The organism is Pseudomonas paraeruginosa PA7 (genome assembly GCF_000017205.1).
GTDB lineage: Bacteria > Pseudomonadota > Gammaproteobacteria > Pseudomonadales > Pseudomonadaceae > Pseudomonas > Pseudomonas paraeruginosa.
In genome coordinates this window covers 214,998-237,264 of record NC_009656.1, presented here as the reverse complement: position 1 = coordinate 237,264, position 22,267 = coordinate 214,998, and the positions used below count along the sequence as shown (strand labels likewise).

Sequence of the window (22,267 nt, the reverse complement as noted above, 5' to 3'; positions counted from 1 at the left end):
TGCCTGCGCTCGGCGTCTTGTCTCATACGAGGCCAGGGTTCACTTCGGCAGGTCGGCCTTGATGCCTTCCACGTAATAGTTCATCGACGCCAGGTCGGCATTGGTCGCGCTGACGCCGGCGGCGAAACGCTCCTTGCCGGACTGGTCGCGGATCGGCCCGGTGAAGGGATGGAAGGCGCCGCTGCGGATCGACTCGATCAGCCTGCCCGCCTCTTCCCGCACCGGCGCCGGCAGCACCTCCTGGTTCAGCGGCAGGACCACCATGCTCTCGGCCAGGCCGCCCCAGAAGTCCTCGGATTTCCAGGTGCCGTCCATCACCGCCTGGGCCGAGCGGATATAGTGCGGGCCCCAGTCGTTGACGATCGAGGTGAGCACGGTCTTCGGCCCGAAGTGCTGCATGTCCGAGGCGTAGCCCACGGCGTATACCCCGCGACGCTCGGCGGCCTGGATCGGCGCCGGGCTATCGGTGTGCTGGAACACCACGTCGACGCCCTGGTCGATCAGCGCGTTGGCCGCGTCGGCCTCCTTGCCCGGATCGAACCAGGTGTTCACCCACATCACCTTGAGCTCGGCCTGCGGGTCGTATTTGTCCAGCGCCAGCCGGATCGCGTTGATGTCGCGGATCACCTCGGGAATCGGGAACGAGGCGATGTAGCCGATCTTGTGGCTGCGGGTCATCTTCGCCGCGAGGAAGCCGCCGACGTAGCGGCCCTCGTAGGAGCGCGACAGGTAGGTGCCGAGGTTCCTGTCGCGCTTGTAGCCGGTGGCGTGCTCGAAGGTCACCCTGGGAAACTGCCGGGCCACCTTGGCGGTGGGGTTCATGTAGCCGAAGGATGTGGTGAAGACCAGGCCGTAGCCGTCTTTCGCCAGGTTGCGGATGACCCGCTCGGCATCGGCGCCCTCGGCGACGTTCTCGACGAAGCTGGTCTTCACCTTGTCGCCGAAGTGCTCCACCAGTTCGCGGCGGCCCAGTTCGTGCTGGTAGGTCCAGCCGTGGTCGCCGACCGGGCCGACATAGACGAAGCCGACCTTCAGTGGTTCGGCGGCCTCGGCGGCGAGAGCGCAGGCGCCGAGGCCGAGGACGGCGGCAAGGCGGCACAGGACGGAGGTGCGGGATTGCGTGCGACGGTGTTTCATGGATGGGTGTGCTCCGGTGAGTGCAGGGTTGGCCATCGGACGTGGCTTCGCGTTCAGCCCGCCCGCCGATGCAATTACCTGACCACCCGGACAACTCCGCTCAAGCCCGCGCTTCTGCGTGCCGCGCCATGCCGGCGCGGCTGCAGGACGGTGCAGCGCGCCATCGCCTGGTGCATGCCGGCGCCACCACGATGGCCTACCATGGGCGCTGGCTTTCCGTAACAAGGCACGCACGCGATGACCGCGATCTACCTGGCCGGGCCGGACGTCTTCCGCCCCGACGCCGAGGCCCACGGCGAAACCCTCAAGGCGCTCTGCGCCGAGTTCGGCTTCGTCGGCCTCTACCCGCTCGACCACGCCCTGCCCGCCGACATCCGCGAGCCGGCCGCCCAGGCCGCCTGGATCTACCGCGCCAATGTCGGCCTGATCGAGCGCGCCGACTGCGTGCTGGCCAACCTCGACCCGTTCCGCGGCAGCGAGCCGGACAGCGGCACCGCCTTCGAGGTCGGCTACGCCCTGGCCCTGGGCAAGCCGGTCTACGCCTATCTCGACGATGCCGGCGCCTACGCCGAGCGTCTCGCCCGGCTGGCCCCGGAATGGCTCGGCGAGCGCCCCGGCGTGGACCGCGACGGCTGGCAACTGGAGGGTTTCGGCCTGCCATTGAACCTGATGCTGGCGGTGCCTTCGCGGCTGGTCGCGGGCGGCCCGCGCGAGGCCCTGCTGCGTCTCGCCGAGGATCTCGGCCGGAACACCTGAAGCGCGGCGTGAAAACCGTCGCCTAGCTGCTGGCAGATAGACGCCGCCCGGCCCGCCGCTTGCCGGCCATAATCCTGGACAACAACGGCCCCATCCGGGAGGCCGGCCTCCAGGAGAGCATCCGATGAGCCGATCCAAGGGTTCCAGCAGCCGTCGCAGCTTCCTGCGCCTGGCAGCCCTGCTGCTGCCCGCCGGCGCCCTGCTCGGCAGCCTGCCGGGCGTACGCGCCGCGGCCAGGCCGCGCAAACTCTACCTGGCCGGTCCCGATGTGTTCCGCGCCGACGCCGTCGCCCACGGCGAAGCGCTCAAGGCACTCTGCGCACGCTACGGCTTCGAGGGCCTCTACCCGCTGGACAACGCCTTGCCGAAGCGCATCGCCGATCCGCGCGAACAGGCGGCCTGGATCTACCGCGCCAATCTCGGCCTGATCGAACGCGCCGACGCGGTGCTGGCCAACCTGAACTTCTTCCGCGGCGCCGAGCCCGACAGCGGCACCGCCTTCGAGGTCGGCTACGCCACCGCCCTCGGCAAGCCGGTCTATGGCTACGTCGACGACGCCGGCAGCTACGCCGAACGAATCCGCCGCCACGCTCCCGCGCTGATCGGCCAGGACCCGAGCCGCGACCGCGACGGCATGGCCCTGGAAGAGTTCGGCCTGCCGCTCAACCTGATGCTGGCGGTGCCGGCAACGCTAGTCGTCGGCGACGCCGAGCAGGCCCTGCGCCAACTCGCCGGGCACCACGGCTGAGCCGGCCGAAAGATTCAGGGCAGGCGGGCGATACGCTCGGCGAGCAGGTCGAAGAAACCCTGGGCGTCGCCCTCGTTGATCCAGTTGACGTTGGCCGGCTGCTTGAGGCCGCCGTACCAGTCGGCCACGGTCTGGCCGAAGGTGATGCCCTCGCGGCTGTCGACCTGCACGTTGATCCGCTTGCCCTTGAACAGCGAGGGCTCGAGCAGGTAGGCGACCACCGTGGCGTCGTGCACCGGGCCGCCCTCCAGACCGTAGTACTTGATGTCGTACTGGACGTAGGCGTCGAGGATGTCGGCGACGGTCTTGCCGGCCCGGTTGCCGAGGTTGCGCAGCCTGGCGATGCGCTCGGGGCTGGTGAGGATCTTGTGGGTCACGTCGAGCGGCAGCATGGTGATCGGCGCCCCGCTCTTGAGCACGATCTCCGCCGCGTGCGGATCGGCGAAGATGTTGAATTCGGCGGCCGGGGTGATGTTGCCGCCGTTGAAGTGGGCGCCGCCCATGATCACGATCTCGCGGATACCCTTGACGATGTCCGGGGCCTGGGTCAAGGCCAGCGCGAGGTTGGTCTCCGGGCCGAGCATGGCCAGGGTCACGCTCTTCTCCGGCGCCGCGCGCAGGGTGCGGATCAGGTAGTCCACGGCGTTGCCTTCGGCCAGCGGCTGCTTCGGCTCATGCACCTCGACGCCGCTGATGCCTTCGCTGCCATGCACGTCGGCGGCGTAGATCGGCGTGCGCAGCAGCGGCCGCGGGGCGCCGGCGTAGACCGGGATGTCCGGGCGCTTGCCCCACTCGCGGGCCAGGCGGGCGTTGCGCGCGGTCTTTTCCAGCGGCACGTTGCCGGCGACGGTGGTCAGCGCCTGGATCTTCAGTTCCTTCGGCGAGGCCATGGCGAACAGCAGGGCGATCACGTCGTCGGCGCCCGGATCGGTGTCGATGATCAGCGTCCGCGGCGATTGCGGCGCGGCCGTTTCGGCGGCGGCGAAGGGAAGGCTGGCGGGCATCAGCAGGGCGAGTCCTAGCAGCAGGCGGCAAAAGCGGTTGCGGGGGCGGGCGGCGCGTGACATGGGGGTGGCTCCTGGTGGGGAATGCCACAGTCTAGCCAGTCGCGGGCCACGCGCCGACCTATGCGAACCGACAGAGGAAGCGTAGCGCTTCCTCCGTCGGCAACCGCGTCAACCGGCGATCAGGGCGCTCGCCGCCGCGCGGTGGCGGGCGATCAGGGCGGCCAGGTCGAGGCCCTCCACGGCACCGTCGACCACTCGCCAGGTGCCGCCCACCATTACCCGGTCGGCGCGATCGGCGGCGCACAGCAGCAGCGCCGAGAGCGGGTCGTGGCTGCCCGAGAAGCGCAGCTCGTCGAGCTTGAACAACGCCAGGTCGGCCTGCTTGCCGGGGGCCAGTTCGCCGATGTCGCCGCGCCCGAGCAGGCGCGCCGAGCCACGGGTGGCCCAGCCCAGGGCGAGCGCCGGGGTGATTCGCTCGGCGCCGTAGCGCAGGCGTTGCAGGTACAGGGCCTGGCGCGCCTCGAGGATCATGTTCGAGGCGTCGTTGGAGGCCGAGCCGTCGACCCCCAGGCCGATCGGCGCGCCGGCCGCCTCCAGCTCCATGGTCGGGCAGATGCCCGAGGCCAGGCGCATGTTCGAACTCGGGCAATGGCAGATACCGGTGCCCGCCTCGCCGAGCCGGCGGATCTCCTCGGCATTGAAGTGGATGCCGTGGGCCAGCCAGGTGCGCGGGCCGAGCCAGCCGACGCTGTCCAGGTAGTCCACGGTGCGCAGGCCGAAGCGCTGCAGGCAGAAGTCTTCCTCGTCGAGGGTCTCCGCCAGGTGGGTGTGCAGGCGCACGTCATGGCGCGCCGCCAGCTCGGCGCTGGCGCGCATGATCTCCGGGGTCACCGAGAACGGCGAGCAGGGCGCCAGGGCGATCTGCACGCGGGCGCCCTCGCCGCGCTGGTGGTAGCGGGCGATCAGTCGCTCGCTGTCGGCGAGGATGGTCTCGGCTTCCTGCACCGTCTGCTGCGGCGGCAAGCCGCCGTCCTTCTCGCCAAGGCTCATCGAGCCACGAGTGAGCATGGCGCGCATGCCCAGCTCCTCGACCACCCCGGCCTGCACGTCGATGGCCTGTTCGAGACCGCCGGGGAACAGGTAGTGGTGGTCGGCAGCGGTGGTACAGCCGGACAGCAGCAGCTCGGCCAGCGCCACCTTGGTGGCCAGTTCGAGTTTCTCCGGGGTCAGCCGCGCCCAGACCGGGTAGAGGGTCTTCAGCCAGGGGAACAGCGGCTGGTTGACCACTGGCGCCCAGGCGCGGGTGAGGGTCTGGTAGAAGTGGTGATGGGTATTGATCAGCCCCGGCAGGACCACGTGCTGGCTGGCGTCGAACTGGCTGGCGCAGGGTTGCGCGGGGTGCTGGCCGGCGCCGAGCAGCTCGACGATGCGGCCGTCTTCGACGACCAGGCCGCCGGCGGCGTCGAGGCCGTTGGCGGTGAAGATGGCGAGGGGGTTGCGAATCCAGGTGCGGGACATGTGCGGACCTTCGTCGGATCGGCGGGCCGGCGCGAACGCTGCCGGCCCTCGGTTGATGAGAGCCAGCTCAGTGTTCACCCTGTCTGCTGATCCAGGTCCGCGGGGCGACGGGACGCCGCGCGCGTGGCGATATCCTACAAGGGATTTCTGGAGAGGTGTAAGGCTTTCCTCCCGGCGGCGGCCGGGCGCGGTTTGATGGGGGTCAACGGACGTCCCCCGGCAGGGGCATAGAGTGGGGGACTGCATAGCTGAAAACGTAGAACGGAAGGAGCCCCGCATGAGCGAAGAACCCACTGTCAGTCCCCCCTCCGCCGAGCAACCCGCCGCGCAGCCGGCCAAGCCGGCCCGGCCCGCCGCCCGCCGCGCCCCGCGCAAGCCGGCGACCCGCCGCCCGCGGGTGGCCAGCCCGGCGCAGAAGGCTCGCGAGGAGATCCAGGCGATCAGCCAGAAGCCGGTGGCCCTGCAGGTCGCCAGCGCGCCCCACGGCAGCAGCGAGGACAGCACTTCGGCGAGCCTGCCGGCGAACTACCCCTATCACACGCGGATGCGCCGCAACGAGTACGAGAAGGCCAAGCACGACCTGCAGATCGAGCTGCTCAAGGTGCAGAGCTGGGTGAAGGAGACCGGCCAGCGCGTGGTGGTCCTGTTCGAAGGCCGCGACGCCGCCGGCAAGGGCGGCACCATCAAGCGCTTCATGGAGCACCTGAACCCTCGCGGCGCGCGGATCGTCGCCCTGGAGAAACCCTCCTCCCAGGAGCAGGGCCAGTGGTATTTCCAGCGCTATATCCAGCACCTGCCCACCGCCGGCGAGATGGTCTTCTTCGATCGCTCCTGGTACAACCGCGCCGGCGTCGAGCGGGTCATGGGCTTCTGCTCGCCGCTGCAATACCTGGAGTTCATGCGCCAGGCGCCGGAGCTGGAGCGCATGCTCACCAACAGCGGCATCCTGCTGTTCAAGTACTGGTTCTCGGTGAGCCGCGAGGAACAACTGCGGCGCTTCATCTCGCGCCGCGACGATCCGCTCAAGCACTGGAAGCTGTCGCCCATCGACATCAAGTCGCTGGACAAGTGGGACGACTACACCGCCGCCAAGCAGGCGATGTTCTTCCATACCGACACCGCCGACGCGCCGTGGACGGTGATCAAGTCCGACGACAAGAAGCGCGCGCGACTCAACTGCATCCGCCACTTCCTGCACGCGCTGGACTACCCGGGCAAGGACCGGCGCATCGCCCATGAGCCCGATCCGTTGCTGGTGGGGCCGGCCTCGCGGGTGATCGAGGAAGACGAGAAGGTCTACGCCGAGGCGGCCGCCGCGCCGGGCCACGCGAACCTGGATATCCCGGCCTGAGGCCGGCGGTCGCGCCAATGAAAACGCCCGGGGCGCTGTCGCGCCCCGGGCGTTCCGCTTTCGACAGGGGGGATCACTCCGGGGCGGAGGTCCGGATCAGGTGGTCGAAGGCGCTCAGCGAAGCCTTGGCGCCCTCGCCCACGGCGATCACGATCTGCTTGTACGGCACCGTGGTCACGTCGCCGGCGGCGAAGATCCCGGGCAGCGAGGTCTCGCCACGGGCGTCGACGATGATCTCGCCGCGCGGCGACAGCTCGACGCTGCCCTTGAGCCACTCGGTGTTGGGCAGCAGGCCGATCTGCACGAAGATGCCTTCCAGCTCGATCGACTTGAACTCCTCGGAGTTGCGGTCCTTGTACACCAGGCCGGTGACCTTCTGGCCGTCGCCCTTCACTTCGCTGGTCAGGGCGCTGGTGATCACCTCGACGTTCGGCAGGCTGTAGAGCTTGCGTTGCAGCACGGCGTCGGCGCGCAACTTGCTGTCGAACTCCAGCAGGGTCACGTGGGCGACGATGCCGGCCAGGTCGATGGCCGCCTCGACGCCGGAGTTGCCGCCGCCGATCACCGCCACGCGCTTGCCCTTGAACAGCGGGCCGTCGCAGTGCGGGCAGAAGCACACGCCCTTGGCCTTGTACTCCTGCTCGCCGGGCACGCCCATTTCGCGCCAGCGGGCGCCGGTGGCGAGGATCAGGCTCCTGGCCTTGAGGCTGCCGCCGCTCTCGAACTGCACTTCGTGCAACTCGCCGGCGTTCTTCGCCGGCACCAGCTTGCTGGCGCGCTGCAGGTTCATGATGTCGACCTCGTAGTGGCGCACATGCTCTTCAAGCGCTCGCGCCAGCTTCGGCCCTTCGGTCTCCTGCACCGAGATGAAGTTCTCGATGGCCATGGTGTCCAGCACCTGGCCGCCGAAGCGCTCGGCGGCGACGCCGGTGCGAATGCCCTTGCGCGCGGCGTAGATCGCCGCCGCGGCGCCGGCCGGACCGCCGCCGACCACCAGCACGTCGAAAGCTTCGCGGGCGGTGAGCTTCTCGGCGTCGCGGGCGGCGGCGCCGGTGTCGATCTTGGCGAGGATCTCTTCCACACCCATGCGGCCCTGGCCGAAGACTTCGCCGTTGAGGTAGATGCTCGGCACCGACATGATCTGGCGCGCCTCGACCTCGTCCTGGAACAGCGCGCCGTCGATGGCGACGTGGCGGATGTTCGGGTTGAGCACGGCCATCAGGTTCAGCGCCTGGACCACGTCCGGGCAGTTCTGGCAGGACAGCGAGAAGTAGGTTTCGAACTCGAAGGTGCCCTCGATGCCCTTGACCTGCTCGATCACCTCCGCGTCGAGCTTGGAGGGATGGCCGCCTACCTGCAGCAGGGCCAGCACCAGCGAGGTGAATTCGTGGCCCATGGGGATACCGGCGAAGCGCAGGCCGATGTCCGCACCCGGGCGGTTCAGCGAGAACGACGGTTTGCGCGCATCGCTGCCGTCGGTCTTCAGGGTGATCTTGTCGGTCAGGCCGACGATGTCTTGCAGCAGGCCCAGCAGCTCGCGGGATTTGTCGCTGTCATCGAGGGACGCGACGATCTCGAACGGCTGGCTGACCTTTTCCAGGTAGGCCTTCAACTGGGCTTTAAGATTGGCGTCCAACATGGTTCAGCTCCTCGAAATTCGGGCAAACGGGGTCCCCGGCGGATGGAACATCCGCCCTGCACGGCGCGTTGGCTGGGTGAAGGACGGACGATCCGGGAAGGATCGTCCGCCGGAGAGGCTGGCGGCGAATGCCGCCGGCGCGGTCTTAGATCTTGCCGACCAGGTCCAGGGACGGCGCGAGGGTCTTCTCGCCTTCCTTCCACTTGGCCGGGCAGACTTCGCCCGGGTGGGCAGCGGTGTACTGGGCGGCCTTCAGCTTGCGCACGGTCTCGCCGACGTCACGGGCGATCTCGTTGGAGTGGATCTCGACGGTCTTGATCACGCCTTCCGGGTTGATCACGAAGGTACCGCGCAGAGCCAGGCCTTCTTCCGGGATGTGCACGCCGAAGGCATTGGTCAGCTGGTGGGTCGGGTCGCCGATCAGCGGGAACTGGGCCTTGCCGACGGCCGGCGAGGTTTCGTGCCAGACCTTGTGCGAGAAGTGGGTGTCGGTGGTCACGATGTAGACCTCGGCACCGGCCTTCTGGAACTCGCCGTAGTTGTTGGCGGCGTCTTCGATCTCGGTCGGGCAGTTGAAGGTGAAGGCAGCCGGCATGAAGATCAGGACCGACCACTTGCCCTTCAGGGATTCCTCGGTCACCTCGATGAACTTGCCGTTGTGGAAAGCGTTGACCTTGAACGGTTGGACTTGAGTGTTGATCAGGGACATCAGTCGTTCCTCTCTCAGTTGAATGGGGGTGTTTCAAATCGACTGGGAGAATCTTAACGGGGTTCGACAAAAATGCCCCATTGATTTAGGCCATCAGTGAAATTATCTAAATCTATCGAAGGATATATAAATAGTTAAAACAACTAATCGTAAAACCCACCTCGGTCAGAGACCCGCCTTCCACGGCTGGCCCAGGGAAACCGGGGCGTAGAGCCGGGTGCGCAAGGCGTCGCGGGAGAGCAGGACCAGCACCAGGATGGTCGCCACGTAGGGCAGCATCGCCAGCAGGTTGGCCGGAATCGCCAGGCCGACCCCCTGGGCCACCAGGTGCAGGATGCTGGCCAGGCCGAACAGCCAGGCGCCGAGCAGCACGCGGAATACCCGCCAACTGGCGAACACCACCAGCGCCAGGGCGATCCAGCCACGCCCGGCGGTCATGTTCTCCGCCCACATCGGCGTATAGGCCAGCGACAGGTAGGCGCCGGCCAGGCCGGCCATGGCCCCGCCGAAGAGCACCGCCAGGGTGCGCACGCGCAGTACCGGCAAGCCCATCGCGCTGGCCGCGTCGGGGTTCTCGCCGACCGCCTGGAGGACCAGCCCGGCACGGCTGCGCAGGAGCATCCAGGCGACCGCGGCGAACAGCGCCAGGCTCAGGTAGACCAGCGCGTCCTGGGCGAACAGCATGCGCCCGAGCAGCGGCAACTCACCCAGCACCGGCAGCGCCAGCGGGGCGAAGCCCTGCAGTGGCTTGCCGACCCAGGCGGCGCCGACGAACGACGACAGGCCGACGCCGAAGATGGTCAGCGCCAGGCCGCAGGCCACCTGGTTGGCGTTCAGGTACAGGGCGACCCCGGCGAACAGCGCCGCCAGCAGCATCCCGGCGAGCACCGCGAGTAGCACGCCGAGCCACAGGCTGCCGCTGGAGAAGGCGACCATGAAGCCGATCACCGCGCCGAACAGCATCATCCCTTCCTGGCCGAGGTTGAGCACCCCGCTCCTCTCGCAGACCAGTTCGCCCAGCGCCACCAGCAGCAGCGGCGTACCGGTGCGGACCATGGCGAACAGCAGGTTGTTCAGCAGATCGATGTCCATCGTGGTTCCTCGACGAAGCGGTTTCAGGCCAGGGCGTCGCGCAGTGCCGGGCGCTTGCGCCAGTGCCCGTGCAGGCGCGGGCGGTAGAGGATCAGCACGTCGCAGGCGAGGAGGAAGAACAGCATCATTCCCTGGAACAGCCCGGTCAGCGCCAGCGGCAGGTTGAGGCTCATCTGCGCGGCCTCGCCCCCCAGGTAGAGCAATGCCATCAGCAGGCTGGCGGCGAGGATGCCGAAGGGGTTCAGGCGGCCGAGGAAGGCCACGGTGATCGCCGCGTAGCCATAGCCCGGCGAGACCTGCGGCACCAGCTGGCCGATCGGGCCAGCGACCTCGCAGACGCCCGCCAGCCCCGCCAGCGCCCCGGAAAACAGCAGGACGAACCAGACCAGGCGCTTCTCGCGGAAACCGGCGAAACCGGCGGCGCGGCGATCCAGGCCGAGTACGCGGACCTGGAAACCGAGGAAGCTGCGCTGCGCCAGCACCCAGACCGCCGCCAGCGCCAGCAGGCCGAACAGCGCGCCGAAGTGCACCCGGCTGTCCTCGAACAGCGCCGGCAGGCGGCTGGCTTCGCCGAACAGCGCCGACTGCGGGAAGTTGAAGCCCTCCGGGTCCTTCAACGGCCCGTGCACGCCGTACAGCAGCAGGTTCAGCGCGATGTAGTTGAGCATGATGGTGGTGAGGATCTCATTGGCGTTGAAGCGCGTCCGCAGCCAGGCGGCGAGCCCGGCCCAGAACGCCCCGGCAGCGCTCCCGGCGAGCAGCACCCCGGCCAGCGCCCAGCGGCTCTGCCAGTCGAGCAACTGGATCGCCACCGCGCTGCCGGCCAGGGCGCCGATCAGCAGTTGGCCCTCCGCGCCGATGTTCCACACGCGCGCCTGGTAGGCCAGCGCCAGGCCGAGGGCACAAAGCAGGATCGGCATGGCTTTCACCAGCAGCTCGCCGATCCCGTAGAGATCGCTGACCGGCTGTACCAGCACGGTATGCAGGGCCTGCCACGGATCGTGACCGAGACCGGCGAACAGCAGCGCGCCGCAGACCAGGGTCAGCAGCCCCGCCAGCAGCGGAGAGGCCAGTAGTATCCAGCGCGACTGCCGGCCACGCGGTTCCAGGGACAACAGCATCACAGGCTCCCTTGGGCAACAGCGCCGGCGACCGCCGCCGGCGCCTCGAATTGTCCGGCCATCCAGCCGCCGACCTGCTGCGGCGAAGCGCTCGCGGTGGCGACCGCCGGGGACAGCCGCCCCGAACACAGCGCGGCGATGCGGTCGCTGAGCAGGAACAGCTCGTCGAGGTCCTCGGAGACCACCAGGATCGCCGTACCGGCATCGCGCAAAGCGATCAGCGCGCGGTGGATCAGCGCCGCCGCGCCGACGTCCACGCCCCAGGTGGGATGCGCCGCCACCAGCAGGCGCGGGCTCTGGAGGATCTCGCGGCCGAGGATGAACTTCTGCAGGTTGCCGCCGGAAAGACTGCGTGCCGGCGCCCCGGCTCCCGGGGTCTTCACGGCGAAACGGCGGATGATCTCCTCGGCCAGCGCCAGCACCTTGCGCCGCCGGACCAACCCGCGCTTCACCAGTCCCCGCTGGAAGGCGCTGAGCAAGGTATTGTCCGCCAGGCTCATCTCCGGCACCGCGCCATGCCCCAGCCGCTCGGCGGGAACGAAGGCCTGGCCGGCGCGGCGCCGCGCATCCGCCGCCAGGTGTCCGCCGGCAGTGCCGCCGAGGCGGATACGCCCGGCCTGGACGCGCGGCAGGCGGACCTCGCCGCTGAGCAGGGCGAGCAATTCATCCTGGCCGTTGCCGGCGACCCCGGCGATACCGAGGATCTCGCCGCTGCGCACCTCCAGGTCGAGGCCGGCGAAGGACACGCCGAACGGGTCCGGGTTGCGCCAGTACAGGTCGCGCACCTGGAGGAAAGGTGCGCCGCCGGCGACTTTCGGATACTCCGCCGCCAGGCCCTCGGCGTCGCCCACCATCAGCCGCGCCAGCTCGAGATCGGAACATTGCGCCGGCAGGCACTGCCCGGCCACCCGCCCACCGCGCAGCACCGTGGCGCGCCGGCAGAGCGCGCGAACCTCGGCCAGCTTGTGGCTGATGAAGAGGACACTGCACCCCTCCTCCGCCAGACGGCGCAGGATGACGAAGAGATCCTCGGCCTCGCGCGGGGTCAGCACCGAGGTCGGCTCGTCGAGGATCAGCAGGCGGATGTCCTGCATCAGGCAGCGCACGATCTCCACCCGCTGGCGCTCGCCGATGGACAATCCATGGACCAGCCGGCGCGGCTCCAGCGGCATGCCGTAGCGCTGCGAGACCTCGCGGATGCGCGCCTCCAGCCGGCGCGGGCCGCCCGCCTCGGTGCCCAGGGCAAGGGCGATGTTCTGCGCCACGCTGAGGGTCTCGAACAGGGAGAAATGCTGGAACACCATGCCGATCCCCAGCGCCCGCGCGCCGGCCGGGTCGCGCACCCGCACCGGCTCGCCCTGCCAGAGGATCTCACCGGCGTCCGGCCGGGTCACACCGTAGATGATCTTCATCAGCGTGCTCTTGCCGGCGCCGTTCTCACCGAGCAGGGCATGGATCTCGCCAGCGTCGATGCGCAGGTCGATGCGGTCGTTCGCCAGGCAACCCGGATAGCGCTTGCTGATCCCGCGCAATTCGAGGCGCGGCGGCGCGGGGGAGGAAACAGTAGTCATGGCGGGCTCGGTCGGTGGCTCGGCGATTGCGCCGCCGTTGCAAATACCTGGCCAGGAAGTCAGGAAAGCCCGTGGCGCTGGTTTCCCCGCTCGCCGTCAGTGGCGGCGTGGCAGCCGCCGGCACCACACCGGGGCACGCCCCGCAGACCACGACGCATTTGCGAGCAACGCGGCGACGAACGAGCGTGGGCATTTCTCGCGAAACAGTCATCACCACCTTGCGCACAGAGTTATCCACAGCATGCCGACAGCCGCCCGGCATCCCGGGGAGCCATCCCCGCCGACCGTCCCGGCGAATTTCACGACTACCGTGGTGGACAGAAAACAGCCAACCCGGCAGGCCATGAACGCGACCCGGCGAGACATTTTTTCCAACACTTTGCCAACAGACTTATCAACAAGCCTTCAACAGCCGCTCAGGGGAGTACGGCGGAATACCGCCCGCCGACGAGACCAGCGCTCGGCTGAATCCCCGGAGGAGACCCGGCGGCATGCATACAGCACAGTTTGCCAACAGCTTTTCCACAGGAATCGCGCCGATCGAGAGCGTCCGCGAAAATGCCTCGAGGATGTTCCCTTTCAGCGTCCGCTGGCCCGTGAACACTGGGTTTCCCGGCTTTTCAGCGAAGTCCGCGGTGATCGACGGGGGTATGCTCGGCGCGGCCATGCACGGCTGCGCTGTCCACAGTCTGGCGACGCACCATTGTGGCGCCTCCCACATCGCCCTTTCCCTGGGTTTTTCGCCGGCCAGGAGAAATCCTGCGGCCCCGCCTGAAGCCTTTCCGCCAGCCAGCGATGCAACTTTTTCAGTGGCTAATGCGAACAGCTTTTCCACAGACAAACCCACAGAAGGGCCGGTCGCCGGCCGGGCATTTCGCAAGGCGTTTCCATGGTGCCGAAGCACTTTGCGCGGACTACCTGCCGGAGGCCGGAAGCACGCTGCCCGCGACGGCTCGCCCGGCCCTTCGCAGAAAGTCTGCACACAGACTTATCCACAGCATGCGCACAGCGCATAATGACAAAGCCGGGGAGCCGATGAAGACTCCGCTGGCGTTCTTCGCCGATACCTCCGGCGGGGCATCGCGCGCCAAGGGCGGGATATTTCCACCGATTTTCCGGACTAAAAGAGGCGAAAGCCCTTTCCTGCGGCAGAGGAGATGAACGATGCGGTATCGGCTGGCAACTTCGTCCCCCCGCTTGCCCTGTGTTCCGGTCATGGCGCACGCGCGATGAGCAGCTCGGCCCACCGCGGGCGCATCCTGCATTTCCTCGGCGACCCGGCGAAGCTCGGCGACAAGGCCTGGGAGTATTTCGACGACGGCCTGCTGTGGATCGAGCACGGCCAGGTACGTGCCCTCGACCACGCCGCCTACCTGCTGCCACGGCTGCCCGCCGGCCTGGCGCTGGAGGAGCATCCGGGACGCTTGCTGCTGCCCGGCTTCGTCGACTGCCATGTGCACTATCCGCAGCTCGGGGTGGTCGCCTCCTACGGCACCCAGCTGCTGGACTGGCTGGAGGCCCACACCTATCCCGCCGAGCAGCGCTTCGCCGATGCCGGTTATGCCACCGTCCAGGCCGAGCTGTTCCTCGACGAACTGCTGCGCCATGGCACCACCACCGCGCTGGTATTCGGCACTGTCCATGCGGTGTCCGCCGAAGCTTTCTTCCAGGCCGCGCAGAAGCGCCGCCTGCGGATGATCGCCGGCAAGGTGCTGATGGACCGCAACGCCCCGCCGGCACTCTGCGATACCGCGGCCAGCGGCTACGCCGAGAGCCGCGCGCTGATCGAGCGCTGGCACGGCAACGGGCGCCTGCAGTACGCGGTCACCCCGCGCTTCGCGCCGACCTCCTCGCCCGGGCAGTTGGCCGCGGCGGCGCGCCTGCTGGACGAGTATCCCGGCGTCTACCTGCACAGCCATCTCTCGGAGAATCTCAAGGAAGTCGCCTGGGTCGGCGAGCTGTTTCCCCAGGCCCAGGACTACCTCGACGTCTATCACCGTGCCGGGCTGGTCGGTGAACGCAGCGTGTTCGCCCACGGCATCCACCTGTCCGAACGCGAGTGCCGCTGCCTGGCGCACAAGAACGCGGCGCTGGCGCACTGCCCCAGCTCCAACCTGTTCATGGGTTCCGGCCTGTTCGATCTTGGCCGCGCCCAGCAGTACGGCATCCGTGTCGGCATCGGCAGCGACCTCGGCGGCGGCACCAGCCTGTCGCTGCTGGCCAACCTCGCCGACGCCTACAAGATCCAGCAATTGCGCGGCGCCAGTCTCGATCCGTTCCAGGCTCTCTACCTGGCCACCCTCGGCGGCGCCAGGACGCTCGGCCTGGACGGCCTGATCGGCAATTTCCTGCCCGGCCGCGAGGCCGACTTCGTCGCCCTCGACCTCGCCGCCACGCCGATGATCGCCCAGCGCATGGAGCATGCGCGCGGACTGGCCGATACCCTGTTCGTGCTCAACACCCTGGGCGACGACCGCGCGGTGGCGGCAACCTGGGTGCTGGGGGAGCGGCGCCATGCGAAGGGGTGAGCCTCACCCACGCTGGATCGGCCTGGCGCTCCTCCACCGCCCCTCGCCCGGATGAGCAAAGGGCGCATACCGCGCCAATCTGCCGGCATCACTCCAGCCAGATCCTCATGACACCGCCACCGCCTCCAGGAACCGCTCCAGCACCAGGTTCGGCCGGCGGCCCTTGCGGGTCACGATGGTCAGCGCGATGGCGTAGTGGAAGCGCTCCGGCAGCAATGGGCGGAGCATCCCGGCGGCGACCCAGTCGGCGGCGTAGTGCGACGGCAGGTAGCCGATGAAGTTGCCGGTCAGGATCAGGAACGCCATGCCCTCACGATCCGAGGCGCTGGCGCTGTTGTTCAGCTCCTGGTGGCGCGCCTGGGCTTCGGCGGGCAGGCGGTAGCTGGGCGCCACGGCGTCGGCGGCGAGCACCTGGTCCACCGCGATGTCGCCGTCGGCGCGCTCGAACAGCGGGTGGCCGCGGCTGCAATAGAGCTGCGCGTGCTCGTCGTACAGCGGCAGGTACTCCAGGCCCGAGAGCGGGCTGATCAACGGCACCACGCCGACATGCAGGTGACCGTCGAGCACGCCCAGCTCGATCTCGTTGGGAGTGGTCATGCCGATGTTGATCCGCACCTGTGGCCCCTGTCCCTTGAGCGTGCTGAGGGCGTGGGTGATGCGCATCTGCGGCAGGGTCACCAGGTTGTTGATGATGCCGATGTTGAGCTCGCCGCGCAGGTGCTGGTGCAGGTCGTTGACCTCGGCGCGAAAGCCCTCCAGCGCCGCCAGCAGGGTCTGGGTCGCGCGATAGACCTCGCGGCCCTCGTCGGTCAGGGCGAAGCCGGCGCGGCCGCGCTGGCACAGGCGCATGCCCAGGCGCTTCTCCAGGTCGCCCATGTGCAGGCTGATCGCCGAGCGGCTGAGGCCCAGGGTGCTCTCGGCGGCGGAGAAGCTGCCGCACTCGACGATGGTCTTGAAGATGCGCAACAGGCGGATATCGAAATCGCTGACCTGGCCGAGCGAAGGGTTGCGGGATTTGCCCATTATTGTTTTACCCAGTCGAAACCAAACGTGAGAAGAATAAGCTTTATCTAACCTTTCGTCAGGGCCAAGCTTGATCCAAACGCTCCGCCGCCGCGTGCGCGGAACCCTCCAACAAGAAAGCCCGAGGATCGAACGATGAACCAGCCGCTCAACGTGGCCCCGCCGGTTTCCAGCGAACTCAACCTGCGCGCCCACTGGATGCCCTTCTCCGCCAACCGCAACTTCCAGAAGGACCCGCGGATCATCGTCGCCGCCGAAGGCAGCTGGCTGACCGACGACAAGGGCCGCAAGGTCTACGACAGCCTGTCCGGCCTGTGGACCTGCGGCGCCGGCCACTCGCGCAAGGAAATCCAGGAGGCGGTGGCTCGCCAGCTCGGCACCCTCGACTACTCGCCGGGCTTCCAGTACGGCCACCCGCTGTCCTTCCAGTTGGCCGAGAAGATCGCCCAGCTGCTGCCCGGCGAACTGAACCACGTGTTCTTCACCGGTTCCGGCTCCGAATGCGCCGACACGTCGATCAAGATGGCCCGCGCCTACTGGCGCCTGAAGGGCCAGCCGCAGAAGACCAAGCTGATCGGCCGCGCCCGCGGCTACCACGGGGTCAACGTCGCCGGCACCAGCCTCGGCGGGATCGGCGGCAACCGCAAGATGTTCGGCCAGTTGATGGATGTCGACCACCTGCCGCACACCCTGCAACCGGGCATGGCGTTCACCCGCGGGATGGCCCAGACCGGCGGGGTCGAACTGGCCAACGAACTGCTCAAGCTGATCGAACTGCACGACGCCTCGAACATCGCCGCGGTGATCGTCGAGCCGATGTCCGGCTCCGCCGGCGTGCTGGTGCCGCCGGTCGGCTACCTGCAGCGCCTGCGCGAGATCTGCGACCAGCACAACATCCTGCTGATCTTCGACGAAGTGATCACCGCCTTCGGCCGCCTGGGCACCTACAGCGGCGCCGAATACTTCGGCGTCACCCCGGACCTGATGAACGTCGCCAAGCAGGTCACCAACGGCGCCGTGCCGATGGGCGCGGTGATCGCCAGCAGCGAGATCTACGACACCTTCATGAACCAGGCGCTGCCCGAGCACGCGGTTGAATTCAGCCACGGCTACACCTACTCCGCGCACCCGGTGGCCTGCGCCGCCGGCCTCGCCGCGCTGGACATCCTGGCCCGCGACAACCTGGTGCAGCAGTCCGCCGAGCTGGCGCCGCACTTCGAGAAGGTCCTGCACGGCCTGCAAGGCGCGAAGAACGTCATCGACATCCGCAATTGCGGCCTGGCCGGCGCGATCCAGATCGCCCCGCGCGACGGCGATCCGACCGTGCGTCCGTTCGAGGCCGGCATGAAGCTCTGGCAACAGGGGTTCTACGTGCGCTTCGGCGGCGATACCCTGCAGTTCGGCCCGACCTTCAACGCCAGGCCGGAAGAGCTGGACCGCCTGTTCGACGCGGTCGGCGAAGCGCTCGACGGCATCGCCTGATGAGCGGCCGCCCGCAAGCCGTACCCACCGTGCAGGTGGACAACGCCGAGGTGATCGTGACCGAATGGCGTTTCGCCCCCGGCGCGGAAACCGGGCGCCACCGCCACGGCCACGACTACGTGGTGGTGCCGATGACCGATGGCACGCTGCTGCTGGAAACCGCCGAGGGCGACCGCCACGCGCCACTGGTCGCCGGCCAGGCCTATTTCCGCAAGGCCGGCGTGGAACACAACGTGGTCAATGCCAGCGCGCACGAAGTGGTCTTCATCGAGACCGAGATCAAATGATCCGCACCCGCTCCCCAGGGAGCGGGTAAAGGGAAAGGGCCACGGCCCTTTCATCACCCCTAGCGAGAAGAGAAAACAAGATGGGCATGCTCCAACACCTGATCAACGGCGAACTGGTCGCCGACAGCGGCCGCAGCGCCGACGTCTTCAACCCCTCCACCGGCGAAGCCATCCACAAGGTGCCGCTGGCCGATGGCAAGACCCTGCAGAAGGCCATCGACGCCGCCAAGGCCGCCTTCCCGGCCTGGCGCAACACCCCGCCGGCCAAGCGTGCGCAGGTGCTGTACCGCTTCAAGCAGCTGCTGGAACAGAACGAGGCGCGGATTTCCAAGCTGATCAGCGAAGAACACGGCAAGACCCTGGAAGACGCCGCCGGCGAGCTCAAGCGCGGCATCGAGAACGTCGAGTACGCCTGCGCCGCCCCGGAAATCCTCAAGGGCGAGTACAGCCGCAACGTCGGCCCGAACATCGACGCCTGGAGCGACTTCCAGCCGATCGGCGTGGTCGCCGGGATCACCCCGTTCAACTTCCCGGCGATGGTGCCGCTGTGGATGTACCCGCTGGCCATCGCCTGCGGCAACACCTTCATCCTCAAGCCCTCCGAGCGCGACCCCAGCTCCACCCTGCTGATCGCCGAGCTGTTCCACGAAGCCGGCCTGCCGAAGGGCGTGCTCAACGTGGTGCACGGCGACAAGGACGCCGTGGACGGCCTGATCCAGGCGCCGGAAGTGAAGGCCATCAGCTTCGTCGGCTCGACCCCGATCGCCGAATACATCTATGCCGAGGGCACCAAGCGCGGCAAGCGCGTGCAGGCCCTGGGCGGCGCGAAGAACCATGCGGTGCTGATGCCCGACGCCGACCTCGACAACGCCGTCAGCGCGCTGATGGGTGCCGCCTACGGCTCCTGCGGCGAGCGCTGCATGGCGATCTCGGTGGCGGTATGCGTCGGCGACCAGGTGGCCGACGCGCTGATCGCCAAGCTGGTGCCGCAGATCAAGGCGCTGAAGATCGGTGCCGGCACTTCCTGCGGTCTCGACATGGGCCCGCTGGTCACTGCCGCCGCGCAGGCCAAGGTCACCGGCTACATCGACAGCGGCGTGGCCCAGGGCGCGGAGCTGGTGGTCGACGGCCGTGGCTACCAGGTCGCCGGCCACGAGAACGGCTTCTTCCTCGGCGGCAGCCTGTTCGACCGGGTGACCCCGGAAATGACCATCTACAAGGAAGAGATCTTCGGCCCGGTGCTGTGCGTGGTTCGCGTCAACAGCCTGGAAGAGGCCATGCAACTGATCAACGACCACGAATACGGCAACGGCACCTGCATCTTCACCCGCGACGGTGAGGCCGCCCGCCTGTTCTGCGACGAGATCGAGGTCGGCATGGTCGGCGTCAACGTCCCGCTGCCGGTGCCGGTGGCCTACCACAGCTTCGGCGGCTGGAAGCGCTCGCTGTTCGGCGACCTCCACGCCTACGGCCCGGATGGCGTGCGCTTCTACACCCGGCGCAAGGCCATCACCCAGCGCTGGCCGCAGCGGGCCAGCCACGAGGCCTCGCAATTCGCCTTCCCCAGCCTCTGAAGGCTGACGACGACAGGCATGGTCGGTGACGACCATGCCTTTTTTCTTTTTCCGCAATCGGGAGTCCGCTACGTTCCACCGCCGTGAAACCTCACCCACGGCCGCGCCCATGGCGTCGCCCACAAGGCGGCCCAGACCTTGCCCAAGAACAATTAAAGGGTCTCAACGATGTCCAAAGTCGTACTGGCTTCACAACTGCCGGACAAGCGCAACGCCTCGCTCGCGCCCGGCCTGAAACAACGCCACGTCACCATGCTGTCGATCGCCGGGGTGATCGGCGCCGGCCTGTTCGTCGGCTCCGGCCATGCCATCGCCGCCGCCGGCCCGGCCGCCCTGCTCGCCTACCTGATCGCCGGCACCCTGGTGGTGCTGGTCATGCGCATGCTCGGGGAAATGGCGGTCGCCTCCCCCGACACCGGTTCCTTCTCCACCTACGCCGACCGCTCCATCGGCCGCTGGGCCGGTTTCACCATCGGCTGGCTCTACTGGTGGTTCTGGGTGCTGGTGATCCCACTCGAAGCGATCGCCGCCGCGGCCATCCTCAACGCCTGGTTCCCGGCCATCGACACCTGGATCTTCGCCCTCGCGGTGACCTTCCTGCTCACCGTCACCAACCTGTTCAGCGTGGCCCGCTACGGCGAGTTCGAGTTCTGGTTCGCGCTGCTCAAGGTGATCGCCATCATCGCCTTCATCGTGCTCGGCGCGGTGGCCATCGTCGGCGGCCTGCCGGAGCGTGAGGTCAGCGGCCTGTCCAGCCTGATGGCGAGCCACGGCGGCTTCGTGCCGAACGGCTACGGCGCGGTGCTCGGCGCCCTGCTGACGACCATGTTCAGCTTCATGGGCACCGAGATCGTCACCATCGCCGCCGCCGAGTCCAAGGACCCGGCGAAGCAGATCACCCGCGCCACCAACTCGGTGATCTGGCGGATCGGCCTGTTCTACCTGGTGTCGATCTTCATCGTGATCTCCATCGTGCCGTGGAACGACCCGCTGCTGATCCAGGTCGGCTCCTACCAGCGCGCCCTGGAGCTGCTGGACATCCCGCACGCCAAGCTGATCGTCGACCTGGTGGTACTGGTCGCCGTGGCCAGCTGCCTGAACTCGGCGATCTACACCTCGTCGCGGATGGTCTTCTCCCTGGCCAGGCGCGGCGACGCCCCGAGCGTGCTCAAGCTGACCAACACCGCCCACGTACCGCGCCCGGCGGTGCTGGCCAGCACCGCGGTGGGCTTCCTCACCACCATCGTCAACTACTTCGCGCCGGAGAAGGTCTTCACCTTCCTCCTCGCCAGCTCCGGCGCCGTGGCGCTATTGGTGTACCTGGTGATCGCCGTGGCCCAGCTGCGCATGCGCAAGCAATTGCAGGCCAGCGGCCAGCCCATCGAGTTCCGCATGTGGCTGTATCCCTGGCTGACCTGGGCGGTGATCCTGTTCATCGTCGCCGCGCTGAGCATCATGCTGGTCATGCCGGAGCATCGCCACGAGGTGTTCGCCACTGCCCTGCTGACGATCTTCACCGTCTGCCTCGGGCTGCTCAACGCGCGACGCAAGCCGCGCCTCGGCGAGGACTACGCCGGGAAGACGGCGCGGGTCTGAGCCCACCACCGGGGTGGCGCCACCCGGCCCGGCCCCTCCTCCCCATGGAGAGAGAACCCGGACAGCCCTCCAAAGAAAAGCCCGGCCAATGGCCGGGCTTCTTCAGGCAAGAGGTCGTCTCAGACCTTCCTGACGAATTCAGATTTCAACTTCATCGCGCCAATGCCGTCGATCTTGCAATCGATGTCGTGGTCACCGTCCACCAGGCGGATGTTCTTCACCTTGGTGCCGACCTTCACCACCAGCGAGGAGCCCTTCACCTTCAGGTCCTTGATCACGGTGATGGTATCGCCGTCCTGGAGGACGTTGCCCACCGAGTCCTTGATCACCTTGCCATCGTCGGACGCCGTAGCGGCCTCGTTCGGCGACCATTCATGGGCGCACTCAGGGCAGACCAGCAGCGCGCCATCCTCGTAGGTGTATTCGGAATTGCATTGGGGACAGGGCGGCAGCGTGCTCACGGCATTCTCTCTTCAGCAGGGGGACGAAAACCGCAGATTATATAGGGTTTCTCCCTGCCCTGCCGAACCGCCTCAGAGCCCCTTGGTCTTCGGCACGCCGACGGCCGGCCCGGGGAAGTCGAGGGTGCCCTTTTCGCTGAAGCGCACGGTGCCGAACAGGCCTCCGGCGAGCTTGCCCTTCACCACGTAGGGCATGCCCTGGGTCGGAGCGTTGTTGCTCAGGCCCCAGGCCTGGCGGAAGGCGGAAAAGGCGGAGACGGTCAGCGGCACACTCACCACCCGCTCGCCGAAGCGCGGCACCTCGCCGGCCTGGTCGCTGACGCCGCTGGCCAGGGGCTGGCCGTTGACGTCGAGGTCGAGGGCGATGCCGTTGTATTCGATCGGCTCGTCGTTGGGGTTCTGTACCCGCAGCTTGACCATGAAGCGCATTTCCATGCCTTGCCCCGGCAGGGGTTCCAGGCCGACCAGGTCGATACGCAACGGATCGCGCTGGCCGAAGGTGCTGCAGGCGCTCAACAGGACGCCCAGGCACAGGGCCGGCAGCAGGCGGCCGAGGTTCGCAGGCAGGCGCATGGGTTCTCCTCCTTGGGTCGAATGTGCGCCCATGGTGCCACAGCCGCTAGAATTCGCCGCGCAGCCGATCCGGCTGCGCCAATGGACAAAGGAC

General features: G+C 67.9%; 20 protein-coding genes. 8 read left to right on the top strand and 12 right to left on the bottom strand.

Annotation, left to right across the window (positions count from 1 at the left end):
• Positions 1-39: 39 nt before the first annotated feature.
• Positions 40-1,137, bottom strand: coding sequence for a BMP family ABC transporter substrate-binding protein (locus PSPA7_RS01065; protein WP_011979185.1), 1,098 nt, complete (start codon positions 1,135-1,137; stop codon positions 40-42).
• 237 nt (positions 1,138-1,374) lie between these two features.
• On the opposite strand from PSPA7_RS01065, the gene PSPA7_RS01060 reads away from it, so the two are divergent.
• Both PSPA7_RS01060 and PSPA7_RS01055 read left to right on the top strand, forming a co-directional pair.
• A complete protein-coding gene (locus PSPA7_RS01060; protein WP_011979183.1) occupies positions 1,375-1,893 on the top strand; it encodes a nucleoside 2-deoxyribosyltransferase in 519 nt (172 codons plus the stop codon).
• 124 nt (positions 1,894-2,017) lie between these two features.
• Positions 2,018-2,641, top strand: coding sequence for a nucleoside 2-deoxyribosyltransferase (locus PSPA7_RS01055; protein WP_011979182.1), 624 nt, complete (start codon positions 2,018-2,020; stop codon positions 2,639-2,641).
• Positions 2,642-2,655: 14 nt separating this feature from the next.
• On the opposite strand, the gene PSPA7_RS01050 is transcribed toward PSPA7_RS01055, so the two are convergent.
• Complete coding sequence (locus PSPA7_RS01050; protein ID WP_011979181.1) at positions 2,656-3,708, bottom strand: nucleoside hydrolase; 1,053 nt, start codon at positions 3,706-3,708, stop codon at positions 2,656-2,658.
• 108 nt (positions 3,709-3,816) lie between these two features.
• Entirely contained in the window at positions 3,817-5,166 is a 1,350-nt protein-coding gene (locus PSPA7_RS01045; RefSeq protein WP_011979180.1) for an 8-oxoguanine deaminase, read from the bottom strand.
• Positions 5,167-5,620: 454 nt separating this feature from the next.
• Here PSPA7_RS01045 and ppk2 point away from each other — a divergent pair, with 454 nt between their 5' ends.
• Complete coding sequence (ppk2, locus tag PSPA7_RS01040) at positions 5,621-6,517, top strand: polyphosphate kinase 2 (RefSeq protein ID WP_074197357.1); 897 nt, start codon at positions 5,621-5,623, stop codon at positions 6,515-6,517.
• Between the two features lie 73 nt (positions 6,518-6,590).
• Here ppk2 and ahpF read toward each other — a convergent pair whose 3' ends face one another.
• The 6 genes from ahpF to PSPA7_RS32330 all read right to left on the bottom strand — a co-directional run bounded on the left by ahpF (position 6,591) and on the right by PSPA7_RS32330 (position 13,484).
• Positions 6,591-8,156, bottom strand: coding sequence for an alkyl hydroperoxide reductase subunit F (gene ahpF, locus PSPA7_RS01035; RefSeq protein WP_011979178.1), 1,566 nt, complete (start codon positions 8,154-8,156; stop codon positions 6,591-6,593).
• A 145-nt stretch (positions 8,157-8,301) separates the two neighbouring features.
• Complete coding sequence (ahpC, locus tag PSPA7_RS01030) at positions 8,302-8,865, bottom strand: alkyl hydroperoxide reductase subunit C (protein ID WP_003083828.1); 564 nt, start codon at positions 8,863-8,865, stop codon at positions 8,302-8,304.
• A 165-nt stretch (positions 8,866-9,030) separates the two neighbouring features.
• Positions 9,031-9,957, bottom strand: coding sequence for an ABC transporter permease (locus tag PSPA7_RS01025; RefSeq protein WP_011979177.1), 927 nt, complete (start codon positions 9,955-9,957; stop codon positions 9,031-9,033).
• A gap of 23 nt (positions 9,958-9,980) precedes the next feature.
• Positions 9,981-11,078, bottom strand: a complete 1,098-nt coding sequence (locus PSPA7_RS01020) for an ABC transporter permease (protein ID WP_011979176.1) — start codon at positions 11,076-11,078, stop codon at positions 9,981-9,983.
• Positions 11,078-12,649: an ABC transporter ATP-binding protein gene (locus PSPA7_RS01015; RefSeq protein ID WP_011979175.1), complete on the bottom strand. Its 1,572-nt coding sequence runs from the start codon at positions 12,647-12,649 to the stop codon at positions 11,078-11,080. The genes PSPA7_RS01020 and PSPA7_RS01015 overlap by 1 nt, the downstream gene beginning before the upstream one ends.
• A 394-nt stretch (positions 12,650-13,043) precedes the next feature.
• A complete protein-coding gene (locus PSPA7_RS32330; RefSeq protein ID WP_161440567.1) occupies positions 13,044-13,484 on the bottom strand; it encodes a hypothetical protein in 441 nt (146 codons plus the stop codon).
• A 322-nt stretch (positions 13,485-13,806) separates the two neighbouring features.
• Between PSPA7_RS32330 and guaD the strand changes: the two genes are divergently transcribed.
• On the top strand, positions 13,807-15,177 hold the full coding sequence (gene guaD / locus PSPA7_RS01010; RefSeq protein ID WP_079262149.1) for a guanine deaminase: 1,371 nt from the start codon (positions 13,807-13,809) through the stop codon (positions 15,175-15,177).
• A gap of 105 nt (positions 15,178-15,282) precedes the next feature.
• On the opposite strand, the gene bauR is transcribed toward guaD, so the two are convergent.
• Positions 15,283-16,200, bottom strand: a complete 918-nt coding sequence (bauR, locus tag PSPA7_RS01005; protein WP_011979172.1) for an HTH-type transcriptional activator BauR — start codon at positions 16,198-16,200, stop codon at positions 15,283-15,285.
• A gap of 135 nt (positions 16,201-16,335) precedes the next feature.
• Here bauR and bauA point away from each other — a divergent pair, with 135 nt between their 5' ends.
• The 4 genes from bauA to gabP all read left to right on the top strand — a co-directional run bounded on the left by bauA (position 16,336) and on the right by gabP (position 21,139).
• Positions 16,336-17,682: a beta-alanine--pyruvate aminotransferase gene (bauA, locus tag PSPA7_RS01000; protein WP_003156103.1), complete on the top strand. Its 1,347-nt coding sequence runs from the start codon at positions 16,336-16,338 to the stop codon at positions 17,680-17,682.
• Positions 17,682-17,969 carry a beta-alanine degradation protein BauB gene (gene bauB / locus PSPA7_RS00995; RefSeq protein ID WP_003156101.1) on the top strand — a complete coding sequence of 96 codons (288 nt, stop codon included), beginning with the start codon at positions 17,682-17,684 and terminating at the stop codon, positions 17,967-17,969. Before bauA ends, bauB begins: the two co-directional genes overlap by 1 nt.
• Positions 17,970-18,049: 80 nt before the next feature.
• Positions 18,050-19,543, top strand: coding sequence for a CoA-acylating methylmalonate-semialdehyde dehydrogenase (locus tag PSPA7_RS00990; protein WP_011979171.1), 1,494 nt, complete (start codon positions 18,050-18,052; stop codon positions 19,541-19,543).
• 168 nt (positions 19,544-19,711) lie between these two features.
• The gene (gene gabP, locus PSPA7_RS00985; RefSeq protein WP_011979170.1) at positions 19,712-21,139 is read left to right on the top strand and encodes a GABA permease; all 1,428 of its coding nucleotides are present in this window, start codon (positions 19,712-19,714) and stop codon (positions 21,137-21,139) included.
• Positions 21,140-21,258: 119 nt separating this feature from the next.
• Here the strand turns inward: gabP and PSPA7_RS00980 are convergent, their stop codons facing one another.
• Both PSPA7_RS00980 and PSPA7_RS00975 read right to left on the bottom strand, forming a co-directional pair.
• Positions 21,259-21,600: a zinc ribbon domain-containing protein YjdM gene (locus tag PSPA7_RS00980; RefSeq protein WP_003101229.1), complete on the bottom strand. Its 342-nt coding sequence runs from the start codon at positions 21,598-21,600 to the stop codon at positions 21,259-21,261.
• A gap of 72 nt (positions 21,601-21,672) precedes the next feature.
• Positions 21,673-22,173: an LEA/WHy family protein gene (locus tag PSPA7_RS00975; protein ID WP_011979169.1), complete on the bottom strand. Its 501-nt coding sequence runs from the start codon at positions 22,171-22,173 to the stop codon at positions 21,673-21,675.
• Positions 22,174-22,267 lie beyond the last annotated feature (94 nt).

Excerpts from the sequence above, each read along its gene's own strand:
- PSPA7_RS01060 (WP_011979183.1), top strand. The coding sequence starts at position 1,375 with ATGACCGCGATCTACCTGGCCGGGCCGGACGTCTTCCGCCCCGACGCC.
- PSPA7_RS01045 (WP_011979180.1), bottom strand. The coding sequence starts at position 5,166 with ATGTCCCGCACCTGGATTCGCAACCCCCTCGCCATCTTCACCGCCAAC.
- PSPA7_RS01015 (WP_011979175.1), bottom strand. The coding sequence starts at position 12,649 with ATGACTACTGTTTCCTCCCCCGCGCCGCCGCGCCTCGAATTGCGCGGG.
- PSPA7_RS00975 (WP_011979169.1), bottom strand. The coding sequence starts at position 22,173 with ATGCGCCTGCCTGCGAACCTCGGCCGCCTGCTGCCGGCCCTGTGCCTG.
- PSPA7_RS01055 (WP_011979182.1), top strand. The coding sequence starts at position 2,018 with ATGAGCCGATCCAAGGGTTCCAGCAGCCGTCGCAGCTTCCTGCGCCTG.
- PSPA7_RS00990 (WP_011979171.1), top strand. The coding sequence starts at position 18,050 with ATGGGCATGCTCCAACACCTGATCAACGGCGAACTGGTCGCCGACAGC.
- guaD (WP_079262149.1), top strand. The coding sequence starts at position 13,807 with ATGAACGATGCGGTATCGGCTGGCAACTTCGTCCCCCCGCTTGCCCTG.
- bauB (WP_003156101.1), top strand. The coding sequence starts at position 17,682 with ATGAGCGGCCGCCCGCAAGCCGTACCCACCGTGCAGGTGGACAACGCC.
- bauR (WP_011979172.1), bottom strand. The coding sequence starts at position 16,200 with ATGGGCAAATCCCGCAACCCTTCGCTCGGCCAGGTCAGCGATTTCGAT.
- ahpF (WP_011979178.1), bottom strand. The coding sequence starts at position 8,156 with ATGTTGGACGCCAATCTTAAAGCCCAGTTGAAGGCCTACCTGGAAAAG.
- PSPA7_RS01050 (WP_011979181.1), bottom strand. The coding sequence starts at position 3,708 with ATGTCACGCGCCGCCCGCCCCCGCAACCGCTTTTGCCGCCTGCTGCTA.
- ahpC (WP_003083828.1), bottom strand. The coding sequence starts at position 8,865 with ATGTCCCTGATCAACACTCAAGTCCAACCGTTCAAGGTCAACGCTTTC.
- PSPA7_RS01025 (WP_011979177.1), bottom strand. The coding sequence starts at position 9,957 with ATGGACATCGATCTGCTGAACAACCTGCTGTTCGCCATGGTCCGCACC.
- gabP (WP_011979170.1), top strand. The coding sequence starts at position 19,712 with ATGTCCAAAGTCGTACTGGCTTCACAACTGCCGGACAAGCGCAACGCC.
- bauA (WP_003156103.1), top strand. The coding sequence starts at position 16,336 with ATGAACCAGCCGCTCAACGTGGCCCCGCCGGTTTCCAGCGAACTCAAC.
- PSPA7_RS01020 (WP_011979176.1), bottom strand. The coding sequence starts at position 11,078 with ATGCTGTTGTCCCTGGAACCGCGTGGCCGGCAGTCGCGCTGGATACTA.
- PSPA7_RS01065 (WP_011979185.1), bottom strand. The coding sequence starts at position 1,137 with ATGAAACACCGTCGCACGCAATCCCGCACCTCCGTCCTGTGCCGCCTT.